This is a genomic window from Amycolatopsis sp. NBC_00348 (assembly GCF_036114655.1).
Classification (GTDB): Bacteria; Actinomycetota; Actinomycetes; order Mycobacteriales; family Pseudonocardiaceae; genus Amycolatopsis.
This window is the reverse complement of sequence record NZ_CP107994.1, coordinates 231,266-243,761: the sequence shown is the minus strand read 5'-3', so window position 1 is coordinate 243,761 and position 12,496 is coordinate 231,266. Positions and strand designations below refer to the sequence as shown.

Annotated in this window: 11 protein-coding genes; 7 read left to right on the top strand and 4 right to left on the bottom strand. The window is 72.0% G+C overall.

Going from position 1 to position 12,496, the window contains the following annotated elements:
• Positions 1-29 precede the first annotated feature (29 nt).
• On the bottom strand, positions 30-1,685 hold the full coding sequence (folC, locus tag OHS58_RS01040; RefSeq protein WP_326943346.1) for a bifunctional tetrahydrofolate synthase/dihydrofolate synthase: 1,656 nt from the start codon (positions 1,683-1,685) through the stop codon (positions 30-32).
• Positions 1,686-1,758: 73 nt separating this feature from the next.
• Here folC and OHS58_RS01035 point away from each other — a divergent pair, with 73 nt between their 5' ends.
• Positions 1,759-2,388, top strand: coding sequence for a class I SAM-dependent methyltransferase (locus OHS58_RS01035; protein WP_328646841.1), 630 nt, complete (start codon positions 1,759-1,761; stop codon positions 2,386-2,388).
• Positions 2,389-2,473: 85 nt separating this feature from the next.
• The gene (locus tag OHS58_RS01030; protein WP_328646840.1) at positions 2,474-3,358 is read left to right on the top strand and encodes an SGNH/GDSL hydrolase family protein; all 885 of its coding nucleotides are present in this window, start codon (positions 2,474-2,476) and stop codon (positions 3,356-3,358) included.
• 52 nt (positions 3,359-3,410) lie between these two features.
• On the opposite strand, the gene OHS58_RS01025 is transcribed toward OHS58_RS01030, so the two are convergent.
• On the bottom strand, positions 3,411-4,214 hold the full coding sequence (locus OHS58_RS01025; protein WP_328646839.1) for an alpha/beta fold hydrolase: 804 nt from the start codon (positions 4,212-4,214) through the stop codon (positions 3,411-3,413).
• A 16-nt stretch (positions 4,215-4,230) separates the two neighbouring features.
• Positions 4,231-5,007, bottom strand: a complete 777-nt coding sequence (locus OHS58_RS01020; protein ID WP_328646838.1) for an alpha/beta fold hydrolase — start codon at positions 5,005-5,007, stop codon at positions 4,231-4,233.
• A gap of 104 nt (positions 5,008-5,111) precedes the next feature.
• Between OHS58_RS01020 and OHS58_RS01015 the strand changes: the two genes are divergently transcribed.
• On the top strand, positions 5,112-5,999 hold the full coding sequence (locus tag OHS58_RS01015; protein ID WP_328646837.1) for a LysR family transcriptional regulator: 888 nt from the start codon (positions 5,112-5,114) through the stop codon (positions 5,997-5,999).
• A gap of 499 nt (positions 6,000-6,498) precedes the next feature.
• Here OHS58_RS01015 and OHS58_RS01010 read toward each other — a convergent pair whose 3' ends face one another.
• A complete protein-coding gene (locus OHS58_RS01010) occupies positions 6,499-9,120 on the bottom strand; it encodes a valine--tRNA ligase (protein ID WP_328646836.1) in 2,622 nt (873 codons plus the stop codon).
• A gap of 56 nt (positions 9,121-9,176) precedes the next feature.
• Between OHS58_RS01010 and OHS58_RS01005 the strand changes: the two genes are divergently transcribed.
• From OHS58_RS01005 to OHS58_RS00990, 4 genes are all read left to right on the top strand, one after another.
• Positions 9,177-9,497: a hypothetical protein gene (locus OHS58_RS01005; protein WP_247055252.1), complete on the top strand. Its 321-nt coding sequence runs from the start codon at positions 9,177-9,179 to the stop codon at positions 9,495-9,497.
• Between the two features lie 19 nt (positions 9,498-9,516).
• On the top strand, positions 9,517-10,572 hold the full coding sequence (locus tag OHS58_RS01000) for a hypothetical protein (protein WP_328646835.1): 1,056 nt from the start codon (positions 9,517-9,519) through the stop codon (positions 10,570-10,572).
• 74 nt (positions 10,573-10,646) lie between these two features.
• A complete protein-coding gene (locus OHS58_RS00995) occupies positions 10,647-11,084 on the top strand; it encodes a MarR family winged helix-turn-helix transcriptional regulator (RefSeq protein ID WP_326943356.1) in 438 nt (145 codons plus the stop codon).
• Between the two features lie 70 nt (positions 11,085-11,154).
• The gene (locus OHS58_RS00990; protein WP_328646834.1) at positions 11,155-12,456 is read left to right on the top strand and encodes an MFS transporter; all 1,302 of its coding nucleotides are present in this window, start codon (positions 11,155-11,157) and stop codon (positions 12,454-12,456) included.
• Positions 12,457-12,496 lie beyond the last annotated feature (40 nt).

The following is a 12,496-nucleotide window of genomic DNA, read 5'->3' as shown; positions in this document are numbered from 1 at the left end:
CGGCTTCGGTGCGGTTTCCGTCGGTTCACTCACGCCGGCTCCTTCCCGAACAGCGTGCGCGCCTCGCCCGCGGTGACGACCGAGCCGGTGACCAGCACGCCGCCGCCCGCGAGGGGCTCTTCCGGGTCGTCACTGGTCTCCACCAGCGCGATCGCCGTCTCGGCGGCGGTCTCCAGGTCGGTCTCGGCGACGACCCGGTCCTCACCGAAGATCGAGATCGCCAGGTCGTTGAGCTCCTCCAGCGGCATCGACCGCGGCGACGAGTTGCGCGTGACGACGACGTCGGACAGCACCGGCTCCAGGGCCTCGAGGATGCCGCGGGCGTCCTTCTCGGCCATCACGCCGACGACGCCGACCAGGCGGCGGAACGCGAACTCCTCGGCCACGGTCGCGGCCAGCGCGCGGGCGCCGTGCGGGTTGTGCGCGGCGTCGAGCAGCACCGTCGGCGCCGCGCGGACGCGCTCGAGCCGGCCCGGGTTCTCGACCTCCGCGAACGCCTCGCGCACGGCCTCCATGACCAGCTGCTTGTCCTTGCCCGCCCCGAAGAACGCCTCGACGGCGGCCAGCGCGAGCGCGGCGTTCTGGGCCTGGTGGGCGCCGTGCAGCGGCAGGAAGATCTCGTCGTAGACCCCGCCGAGGCCCTGCAGCTTCAGCATCTGCCCGCCGACGGCGATCTCGCGCTCCAGCACGCCGAACTCGCTGCCGGCGCGCGCCACCGAGGCGTCCACCTCGACGGCGCGGTCCAGCAGCACCTTCTGCACCTCGGGGTCCTGCTCGGCGATCACCGCGACGGACCCGGGCTTGATGATCCCGGCCTTCTCCCTGGCCGCGCCGAGGATGTCGGGGCCGAGGTACTCGATGTGGTCGAGGCCGATCGGCGTGATGACGGCGACCTCGGCGTCCGCGACGTTCGTGGCGTCCCAGGCACCGCCCAGGCCCGCCTCGATCACGGCGGCCTCGACGGGCGCGTCGGCGAAGGCGGCGAACGCCATCCCGGTGAGGATCTCGAACTTGCTCATCGCCACGCCGTCCGCGGCGGCGCCGTCGACCATGGCCACGTACGGCGCCAGGTCGTGCCACAGCTCGGCGTAACGCGCGGCGGAGATCGGGTGTCCGTCCAGCGCGATCCGCTCGGTGACCAGCTGCAGGTGCGGGCTGGTGTAGCGGCCGACGCGCAGGCCCATCCGGGTCAGCAGCGCGTCGATCATCCGGGCCGTGGAGCCCTTGCCGTTGGTGCCGGCCACGTGTAGCACCGGGTAGCCGCGGTTGGGCTCGCCCAGCAGCTGGACCAGGGCGGAGATGCGGGTCAGCGACGGCTCGATCTTCGTCTCGGGCCAGCGCTGGTTCAGCTCGGCCTCGACGGCCATCAGCTCGCGCCGCGCCTCGGGGCCGTCCGGGTGGCCGTACGCCTCGGGTGCGCCCTGGTCGTCGAGCTCGTGCAGCTCGGCGTCCTCGGCGGTGATCATGTCTGGCACCGGGCCGGTGGCGAGGTTGTCACCCAGCTGGCCGACGCCGCCGATCCCGCCGCGCGAGCCGCCGCCCGCGTCGAACGCGGTGTCCCGGGCGTTCAGTTCGGGGTCGGTGTCGTCGTCGTCCTCGTACCCCTGGGCGCCCAGTTCGTCGACGCCCGCGAAGCTGTCCAGATCCGACAGGTCCGGCCTGCGACCTGTCTCATCCTGCGGCACTGAATCTCCTCCGGCCTGGGGTTTTCGGCTTGCCTTGCGAGTCTACGTGCGCCTCAGGTGGCACTCTCGACGCATGCCGTTCAACCACAACGACCACTACCACCCGCTGCTGCTGGACCAGCTGCCGCCGGGGCCGGGGATCGCGCTGGACGTCGGCTGCGGCACCGGCCGGTTCGCGCGGCGGCTGGCCGCGACCGGGATGGCGGTGGAGGCCCTCGACGTGTCGGCGGCCATGGTGGAGGCGGCGTCGGGGCTCGGGTCGCCGGGCCCGGGCAAGATCGTCTACCGGCAGGCGGACATCACCACCGACGACCTGCCGGAGCAGCACTACGACTACATCTCCTGCCTCGCGTCCCTGCACCACGTGCCGTTCGCGACGGTCACCAAGCTGCGCCGCGCCCTGGTGCCGGGCGGGGTGCTCGTGGTGCTGACGCCGGCCCGGCCGAGCGGCCCGCGCGACTGGCTGCGGGAGCTGGCGGCCGTGCCGGCGAACGCGCTGGCCCGGCTGGTCGTCCACGCCGGCGAGCGGCTCAACGGCGGCGGGGACGACGGGCCGCAGGCGCCCACGCTGTTCCGGTTCCCGGCGATGGCCGAGGTGCGGCGCGACGCCGCCCGGCTGCTGCCCGGGAGCACAGTCCGGCCGCTGCTGTTCTGGCGCACGCTGATCACTTACCGTGAGCCGGAAGACGATCACCCGTTGTGACACCACGGGCGGGTGAAGTCCGCCCCCGCACCACCCCGTGCTCGCTAGATGTGGAGGGAGTTCCGCAGAACAGAACGGGGTCTTCATGCGCATCGCCCGGCTGCTCGTCGCCGTCGTCTCGGCAGCCATCCTGCTTCCCGCGTCCGCCACCGCGGCGTCGGCGGCACTCCCGGTTTCCCGCATCCACCACTACGTCGCGCTCGGCGACTCCTACACCTCGGGGCCGTTCATCCCGGCCCAGCGGACCGACCCGCTCGGCTGCGGCCGGTCGACGGCGAACTACCCGTCGGTGCTGGCGGACGCGCTCCGCGTCGGCGACTTCGACGACGCCAGCTGCGCCGGCGCCGACACCACGAACATGACGCGGCCGCAGTCCGTGCCGTTCAGCGGCACCAACCCGCCCCAGCTGGGCGCCCTGCGGATCGACACCGACCTGGTCACCCTCGGCATCGGCGGCAACGACTTCGGCGTCTTCGGCGGCATCGTCGGGACGTGCCCGGGCCTGCGGAAGGCCGATCCGACCGGCAGCCCGTGCGAAGAGCACTTCACGACCAACGGCGTCAACACGGTGAAGACGGCCATCGGGAACACCGTGCCGCGGGTCGAGGCCGTGCTCGCCGCCATCCACCAGCGCTCGCCCGGCGCGCGGGTCCTGGTCGTCGGTTACCCGCGGATCGCGCCGCCGAGCGGCTACTGCCCGGACGTCCTGCCGTTCGCCGACGGCGACTACGCCTGGCTGAACGAGGTCGAGCAGGAGCTGAACCAGGCCCTGTCGGACGCCGTCGACGCGGATGGCAAGGCCACTTACGTGGACACGTTCGGCCCGTCCCGCGGGCACGACGCCTGCGCGCGCGGCGGCTCGGCGTGGATCAACGGCCAGAACCAGAACATCTTCGTCGCGGCGGCCTACCACCCGCTGAAGGCGGGCATGGCCGGGATCGCCGCGGTGGTGCTGAAGCAGGCTCGCTGACCCGTGCCGTGAGGGGCACCCTCAGGGACTCCGTGTCCCTCACGGCTCTGGGTCAGACCGAGACCGTCGCGGCCACGAAGTCCAGGACAAGCCGGGCGAACTCGGCCGGCAGCTCGGCCGGGGCGCCGTGGCCGGCGTCGATCGTGGCGGCGCGCGCGCCGGGAATCGCCGCGACCAGCTCGCGCTGCTGCTCGGCCGTGACGATCCGGTCGTGGGCGCTGCCGAGCACCAGCGTCGGCGCGGTGATGGCGCCGAGGACCGGCCGCAGGTCGACGTGGCGGTCGGCTTCCGTCTGGCGGTCCGTGCCCGGCTGGATCATCGTCGTCAGATCCGCGACGAGCTGGTCGTTGCCCGCCGCGGTCGCCGTGGACCAGTAGCGCGGGCCGAACGCCATCAGCGGCAGCATCCGGGCGAACGCCGCCGGGCCGTCGGCCAGCAGCTCGAGCCAGTGGCGGAACTCGGCGTCCTGGCGGACGTCGGTGACCGGCCAGGCCGCGTGCAGCACGGCCGAGCGCACCCGGCTCGGGTGGGTGCCGGCCAGGTGCGCGGCCACCACGGCGCCGAGCGAGTGCCCGACGACGTGCGCGGCCGCGACCCCGGCGTCGTCCAGCACCGCCAGCACCTCGGTGGCCAGGTCGGCGACGTCGATCGGCCCGCCGTGGTCGGTGGTCAGCCCCGAGCCGGAGAAGTCCGGGGCGAGCACGGTGAAGCGGTCGCGGGCGAGGGCCGTCAGCGGCGCCCACTGCTCGCGGGAAGCGGCGGTGCCGTGGAGCAGGAGCAGCGCGGGGCCGTGGCCGTCGACGTCGTAGTGCACGGCGGCTTTCCCGCCGGCGAGGGTCACGGGGACCGTGGGCATGGCTTTCCTTCCGGGTTCAGGCGGCGACCGGGACGACCGCGCGCAGGGCCGCGGTGAACGCGCGGGGGTTCTCCTGGTGCGGGATGTGCCCGCAGCCGGCGATGACGTGCACCCGGGCGCCGGGCGTCAGGGCCGCGCACGCCCGCGGGACTTCGAGGGGGATCTCGGTGTCGAGCTCGCCGTGCAGGTAGGTGATCGGGACGGCCAGCCGTGGCAGCCGCGGCCGCGGGTCGTAGCGCGTCACCTCGGTGAACATGTCGTCGAGGTAGACGCTCGAGTCGGCCAGCTGGCGCACGGTCCAGTCGACCAGCTGCGGCGAGACGCCCGGGGCGAACCAGTTCGGCACCCATTCCGCCAGGGTGCCGATGCGGTCGTCGAGCATCCGTTCGCGCAGGTCGAGGACCTTCTCCAGCATCGCCGCGGCCGGCCAGTAGGCCGGGCCGTCGACCGCGACGACCCCGCCGACGAGCTCGGGGCGGGCCAGGGCGAGCTCGGTGCCGAAGACCGCGCCGAACGACGAGCCGACGACGACGGCCTTCTCCAGTTCCAGCGCCTCGATCACCGCGGCGACGTCGGCCGTGACGCCGTCGATCGTGTTGCCCTCGGCCGGCTGGTCCGAGCGGCCGCACCCGCGCCAGTCGAGGGTGACGACGCGGTGGTCGCGCACCAGGTCGGGCAGGCACGACTGCCAGACGCGGCCGCTGGTCCCCCAGCCGTGCAGGAGCAGCAGGGCGGGGCCGCGGCCGGCGTCGTCGTAGTGGAGGCGGGTGCCGCGAACGTTCAGGGAGGGCATGTCGGGTTCCTTTCGCTCGGGTTCGAGCCAACCGCCCGGACGTGCGTTTTCCGATGAGCACTCCGCTCGTACACTCATCACGAACACTGATGAATGGGGGCGCGGTGGAGCTACGGCAGGTGCGGTACTTCGTCGCGGTCGCCGAGGAGCTGCACTTCGGGCGCGCGGCCGAGCGGCTGCACATCGTCCAGCCGGCGGTGAGCCAGCAGGTCCGACGGCTGGAGCGGGAACTGGGGGTCGCGTTGCTGAACCGAACCACCCGGAGCGTGTCGTTGACCGAGGCGGGCCGGCGGTTCCTGCCGCACGCGCGTGCGGTGCTCGCGGCGGCGGACCGGGCGGCGGACTCGGTCGCGGAGTTCCGCGCGCCCGGCACACTGGTCCGCCTGGGCACGAGTGAGGGCCTCGGCGACCGCTTGGACGTCCTGCTGAGCGCGTTCGCCCGGCTCGCGCCGTCGGCCGCGTTGGAACTGGTCCACGCCCCGACGACCCAACGGCTGCAACGCGTCCGCGACGGCTCCCTGGACGCCACCATCGTCCGCGGCTCGTGGCCGGGATCCGGGCTGGACTTCACTCCCCTGTGGACGGACGAGGTGATGGTCGCACTGCCCGCGTCGCACTCGCTGGCTTCTCGCGACGTCGTTTCCTTCGCCTCACTGGCTTCGCTCCCCGCACGCCTGAGCCCGCCTTCGCGGAACCAGCCGCTGTACGACCTGGTGCTCGCTTGCTGCCGTGAGGCGGGTTTCGAGCCGGTGCTGGGCAAGGACTTCACGACCGCGCAGGACACCTTGGGCACGCTTGGCTTCGGCCGTCCACACTGGACGGTCTTCTACCGGGCGCACGCGAACCTGCTGCCGGTGCCGGGGGTGGCGTTCCGGCCGTTGCGCGACCCGTCACCACGAATGCCGACGTACCTGGCGACACCGGCGGACCGCCGGGTCACGCCGGAACTGGTGGCACTGATCGAAGCCGCCCGGACGACCGAAGCCGGCTGAGCAGCCCCCGTTTTCCAACGTACCGAAGGGGTACGACAGTCCTGGCCTTCCCCAGCAACGCAAACGAGCGCTGTCCACAGGGGAACAGCGCCCGTTCGGGTCGGCCGGGAGGTGGCACTTTCACGTGAAAGTGCCGCCTTCGGCGTCAGGAAGCCGGGAGGCGGCGCGCAGGCGCATCATCTGGGCGCTTACTTGAGCAAGTGCCCGCGCGCGGCGAACCGCTGTGAAGCGCGCTGGTGGCGCCGGAGGACACCGGCTTGCCCGGCGGCGGGTACCAAGTTCACGCCCGGCGGCTGCGCTCGGTCGGCTCGGCCGTCGCACGACGAGGGCCGTCAGTTCCGGAGACCGGCTGAGCAGCCCCCCGTTTCCAACGTACCGAAGGGGTACGACAGTTCCAGCTCCTCCCGACAACGCGAACGGGCGCTGTCCACAAGGGAACAGCGCCCGTTCGGGTCGGCCGGGAGGCGGCACTTTCACGTGAAAGTGCCGCCGAACCGTGTCAGGAAGCCGGCAACGATGCCAGGCGCGCCGTGATGCGGTCGATGTCTGTGGCCGCCGTTTGCTTGCGGACCTTGATCTTGTCGATCACCGGGGCCGGGGCCTTGGCGATGAAAGCCTCGTTGCCCAGCTTGGCCTCCGTCTGGGTCAGTTCCTTCTGGGCTGCCGCGAGGTCCTTCTGCAGGCGCTTGCGCTCGGCCTCGACGTCGACCGTGCCCGACAGGTCCAGCTCCACCGTGACCACGCCGTCCGCCAGGGCGACCTCCAGTGACGCGCTCGCCGCGAAGTCGGCCGGCGGCTCGGTCAGGCGCACCAGGGACCGGACCGCCTCCTCGTGGCCGCCCGCGTAGCCGCCCAGGCGGGACGCGACCTTCTGGCCCGGCTTGAGGCCCTGATCCGCGCGGAAGCGGCGGATCTCCGTGACCAGCTTCTGGACGTCGGCGATGTGCGCGTCGGCGACCGGGTCCGCGTAGCCCGCGAAAGCGACCGGCCACGATGCGACCACCAGGGACTCGCCGCCCGTCAGCGCCTTCCACAGCTTCTCGGTGATGAACGGGATGAACGGGTGCAGCAAGCGCAGCACCGTGTCCAGGACGTGGCCCAGCACCGCTCGGGTGGCGGACACCCGGGAGGAGTCCCCTTGGTACAGCTGGACCTTCGCCAGCTCCAGGTACCAGTCGCACAGCTCGTTCCAGGTGAACTGGTAGAGCGCGCCCGCCACCTTGGCGAACTGGAAGTCCTCGAACAGACCATCCACTTCGGACACCAGAGCGCCCAGGCGGCCGAGGATCCAGCGGTCCGACTCCGTCAGATCCGAAGCAGCGGGCAGCGGCGCAGCGACCGACGCGCCGTTCATCATCGCGAACTTGGTGGCGTTCCACAGCTTCGTGCAGAAGTTGCGGGAACCCGCGGCCCACTCGTCGGCCAGCGCCATGTCCGCGCCCGGGTTGGCGCCGCGGGCCAGGGTGAACCTCGTGGCGTCGGCGCCGTAGGCGTCCATCCACTCCAGCGGGTCGATCACGTTGCCGCGCGACTTGGACATCTTCTTGCCCTGCGCGTCACGGATGAGACCGTGCAGGTAGACGTGGTCGAACGGCGGACGGCCGTCCATCTGGTGCACGCCGAACATCATCATCCGGACGACCCAGAAGAACAGGATGTCGTAGCCGGTCGACAGCACGCTGGTCGGATAGAACTTGGCCAGGTCGTCGGACGACGAGGGCCAGCCCAGCGTCGACATCGGCCACAGGCCCGAGGAGAACCAGGTGTCCAGGACGTCCGGGTCCTGCGTCCAGCCCTCGCCGGACGGCGGCTGCTCGTCCGGGCCGACGCAGACGACTTCGCCGTCCGGGCCGTAGAAGACCGGGATCCGGTGGCCCCACCACAGCTGGCGCGAGATCGTCCAGTCGTGCATGTTGTCGACCCAGTCGAAGTACCGCTTGCCCAGCTCCGGCGGGTGGATCTTCGTGCGGCCGTCGCGGACCGCGTCGCCGGCCAGCTTGGCCAGCTCCTCGACCTTGACCCACCACTGCAGCGACAGCCGCGGCTCGACGACCGTGTCGCAGCGCGAGCAGTGCCCGACCGCGTGCACGTACGGCCGCTTCTCCGCGACGATCCGGCCGAGCTCGCGCAGCGCCGCGACCACCGCGGGCCGCGCCTCGAAGCGGTCGAGCCCCTCGAACGGGCCCTTCACGGTGATCTCGGCGCGCTCGTTCATCACCGTGAGCATCGGCAGGTCGTGCCGGCGGCCGATCTCGAAGTCGTTCGGGTCGTGCGCCGGGGTCACCTTGACCGCGCCGGTGCCGAACTCCGGGTCGACGTGCTTGTCGGCCACGATCGGGATGCGGCGCCCGGTGAGCGGCAGCTCGACGGTCGTGCCGACCAGGTGCGCGTAGCGCTCGTCGTCCGGGTGGACGGCGACCGCGGTGTCGCCCAGCATCGTCTCGGCGCGGGTGGTGGCCACCACGATCGCGTCTTCGCCGTCGCCGTAGCGGATCGACACGAGCTCGCCGTCGTCGTCGTTGTGGTCGACCTCGATGTCCGACAGCGCGGTCTGGCAGCGCGGGCACCAGTTGATGATCCGCTCGGCGCGGTAGATCAGGCCCTCGTCGAAGAAGTTCTTGAACACGGTCTGGACGGCCTTCGACAGGTTCTCGTCCATGGTGAAGCGCTCGCGCGACCAGTCGACGCCGTCGCCGAGGCGCTTCATCTGGCCGAGGATCCGGCCGCCGTACTCGGCCTTCCACTCCCAGACGCGCTCGACGAACTTCTCGCGGCCCAGGTCGTGGCGCGAAAGGCCCTCACCGGCGAGCTGGCGCTCGACGACGTTCTGCGTCGCGATGCCGGCGTGGTCCATGCCCGGCAGCCACAGCACCTCGTAGCCCTGCATGCGACGGCGGCGGCTCATCGCGTCCATCAGGGTGTGGTTGAGCGCGTGGCCCATGTGCAGGGAACCGGTCACGTTCGGCGGCGGCAGTACGATCGAGAACGGCGGCTTCTCCGACGAGGCGTCGGCCGTGAAGTACCCGGCCGCTACCCAGCGGTCGTACATCGGTGCTTCCTCGGCGGCCGGGTCCCAGGCACCCGGAAGGTCGGTGGTCTGCTGCGGAGCGTTCTCGGTCACAATGGACAAGTCTACGAACCCGTCACGGCGGGTCACCCAGGGGGAAGGCACTCGGGATGGCACAGCCTCAGCAACCGCAGGATCCGGACGACCGGCGCCTCGAGACGCACCCGGACCTGATGAACCCCGACTGGCAGAAGTACGCCGAGCGGGACGCCTGGCTGGGCGCCAAGAAGGACCTGAGGAAACGCCGCAAGCGCGACCGCCGGACCGGCGGCACCCAGCGGCCCGGCAGCAGCCGGTGGCCGGGGCTGCTCGCCCTGCTGCTGGTCGTCGCGCTGGTCGCGGCGGCCGTCGTCGTGCACCAGGTCCAGGGCGTCGGCGTCAACGAGGACCCGTTCCTGTTCTTCGGCGCCTCGCTGCACACTTCCGCGTAACGAACCCGCGCTTCCGTCGATGATCAGTCATCGACTGTGGGGGAAGCACGTGGACGAGGACAACCTGCTCGAAACGCACCCGGACCTGATGGACCCGGAGTGGCGCAAGCACGCCCAGACCGACGCCTGGCTGGGGGCGAAGAGCGACCGGAAGAAGTTCCGCAAGCAGCAGAAGCGCGCCCGGCGGAACGCGCCGTCGCCGGGCCGGGGACGCCGGTGGGGCCTGATCGCGTTCGTGCTGATCCTGGCCGTGACGACGGCGGTGGTCGTCGCCCTCGGCCGGCGCACACCCACCAGCGAAGCGGGTACCCCGGACACGCCGGTGCCGACGACGGTCAACCCGACCTCGGTCGCCCAGTACGCGCCGGTGGACCTGAAGCACGCGTACGCGCGGACCCCGGCGGACGCCTGGCGCAAGGGCATCGACGGGATCACCGTCCCCGCGCCGGCCGCGCTGGGGTCGTTCACCGCACCGCAGGTCGGCGACGCCTACACGAAGGTGAAGCAGGCGATCACGGCGTCCCGGCTCGACCCCGCCGTGCTCGACCGGCACGACACCGCGGCCTACCTGGCGCTGTTCGCGAAGGACGCCGAGGGCGCCATCGCGAAGGAGCTGGGGACCAAGCCGGACTTCTCGGCCTACGTCACCGAGCTGGCCGACGGCTACCACCTGCTCGACCAGGGCCCGCGCACGTTCGGCTCGATGACCGCGAAGGCCGGCGCGAAGCCGGGCGAGCTGATGGTCGACGTCAAGTACGTCACCGCGTACGCCTTCGACAACGTCCACCCCGACGGGCTGCAGGGCCCGTGGGAGATCGTGAGCTTCGTGCGGTCGGACGAGAGCTACGTCGTCCGCCAGGGCAAGAACTTCGCGGCGGGCAGCCGCGGCCTGTGGCCCGGCGACGGCGGGGGGAGCTTCTACGACTCGATCGGCTGCGAGGCGCTCAAGCAGGGTTATCTCGCGCCCGCTTACGCCAACCCGGACCAGCCCGGGCTGCCCGGCGACGACCAGGACGTGCCGGGCGCCTACGACCCGAGCCTCCCCATGCCCGACGTCCACGGCTGCAAGGACTGACCCTCCCGCACTCCCGCCGAGGAGTGCGTCACAGCCAGATGCACAGGCTGGACTGTGCAGTCTAAGCTGTGGGTATGGGTGAAGTACCACCGCACGTCGCCGAGAACGCCGGCTGGATCCGCGGGGTCGTCGGGCAGCTGCACCGGCGGCTGCGCCAGGTCGACAACGCCGGGATCCTGACGCCGTCCCAGTCCGCCGTGCTCAACCGGCTCTACCGCAGGGGGCCCGCCACACAGGGCGAGCTGGCCGCCGCCGAGCACGTGCGGCAGCAGTCGATGGCCGCCACCCTCGGCGTCCTCGACGAACTGGGCTACCTCGCCCGCACCCCCGACCCGGGCGACCGGCGCCGCGTGGTGATCAGCCTGTCCGACGCCGGCACCGACACCGTGCGCGGCGTCTTCCAGCACCGCGAGGAATGGCTCGCCCAGGCGCTGGTGGACGAGCTGTCCCCCGCCGAGCTCGAGACCGTCGTGCGCGCCCTGCCGCTGCTGCAGCGCGTCGCCCAGCACTGACCCCGAAGGAGTCCTCACGACCACCCTCACCGCTCCCGCCCGGTTCGGCGCCCGCCTGGTCACCCCGCTGGTGGCCGGGGCGGTGCTCAACCCGATCAACTCCACGCTCATCGCCGTCGCGCTCGTGCCGATCGGGCACAGCTTCGGCGCCGGCCCCGGCCAGACGGCCTGGCTGATCTCCGCGCTCTACCTGGCTACCGCCGTCGGGCAGCCGGTGGTCGGGCTGCTGGTGGACCGCTACGGCGCCCGCCGGGTGCTGCTCGGCGGGGCGGTGCTGGTGATCGTCGCCGGGATCGCCGGCATGATCCCGCTCTCGGTCGGCTGGCTGACCGGCGTGCGCGTGGTCCTGGGCCTGGGCACCTGCGCCGGGTTCCCGGCCGCGATGGCTGTGTTGCGCCACCACGCCGAAGCGAGCGGCCAGGGCGTGCCCGCGCGGGTGCTGTCGCTGCTGTCGATGTCCGCGCAGACGGTGATGGTCATCGGCCCGACGCTCGGCGGGCTGCTCATCGGCCTGTTCGGCTGGCCCGCGATCTTCGCCGTGAACATCCCGCTCGCCGGGTTGTCGCTGGTGCTGGCCCTGCTGTGGGTGCCGAAGGACGACCGCGGCGCGCGCACGGCGGCGCCGATCGACGTCCTGGGCATCGCGCTGTTCTCCGCGACGCTGCTGGCGTTGCTGCTCTACCTGATGAACCCCGGCGCGGACCTGTGGCTGCTCGCCGTCGTCGCCGCCTTCGCGATCGCGTTCACGCTGGTCGAGCTGCACCGCGCCGCCCCGTTCCTGGACCTGCGGATGCTCGCGGCCAACGGCGCGATCCTGCGCACCTACCTGCGGCAGGCGCTGAGCTTCATGGCGATCTACGCGATCATGTTCGGCTACGTCCAGTGGCTCGAAACCGCGCGGCACCTCAGCGCGGAGACCGCCGGGCTGATGCTGCTCCCGATGTCGGGCACGGCGGTGTGCGCCGCCGCGTTCTCCGGCCGCGGCACCGGCATCAAGGCCCGGCTGGTCACGGTGGCCGTGGCGCTGCTCGGCGGCTCGGCGCTGCTGCTGGTCGTCCACGACGGCACGTGGATCGGCGCGCTGCTGGCCCTGGCCGCGCTGTTCGGCCTGGCGCAGGGCCTGACCAGCGTCGCGAACCAGACGACGCTGTACCAGGAGGCCCCGGCCGAGCAGATGGGCACGGCGAGCGGCCTGTTCCGCACGGCCCAGTACCTGGGCGCGATCGTGGCCTCGACGCTCATCGCGCTTTGTTATGGCCCGCACGCCGATTCGGCCGGCCTGCACCGGCTGGCGATCGCGCTGCTCGTCATCAGCGCCACCCTGCTCGTCGTCACCGTCGTCGACCGCGGACTGCGCGCCGCGCGGGTGTGACGAACCCCCTGCTCGCGTGAACGGTCATCGGGGCGCACCA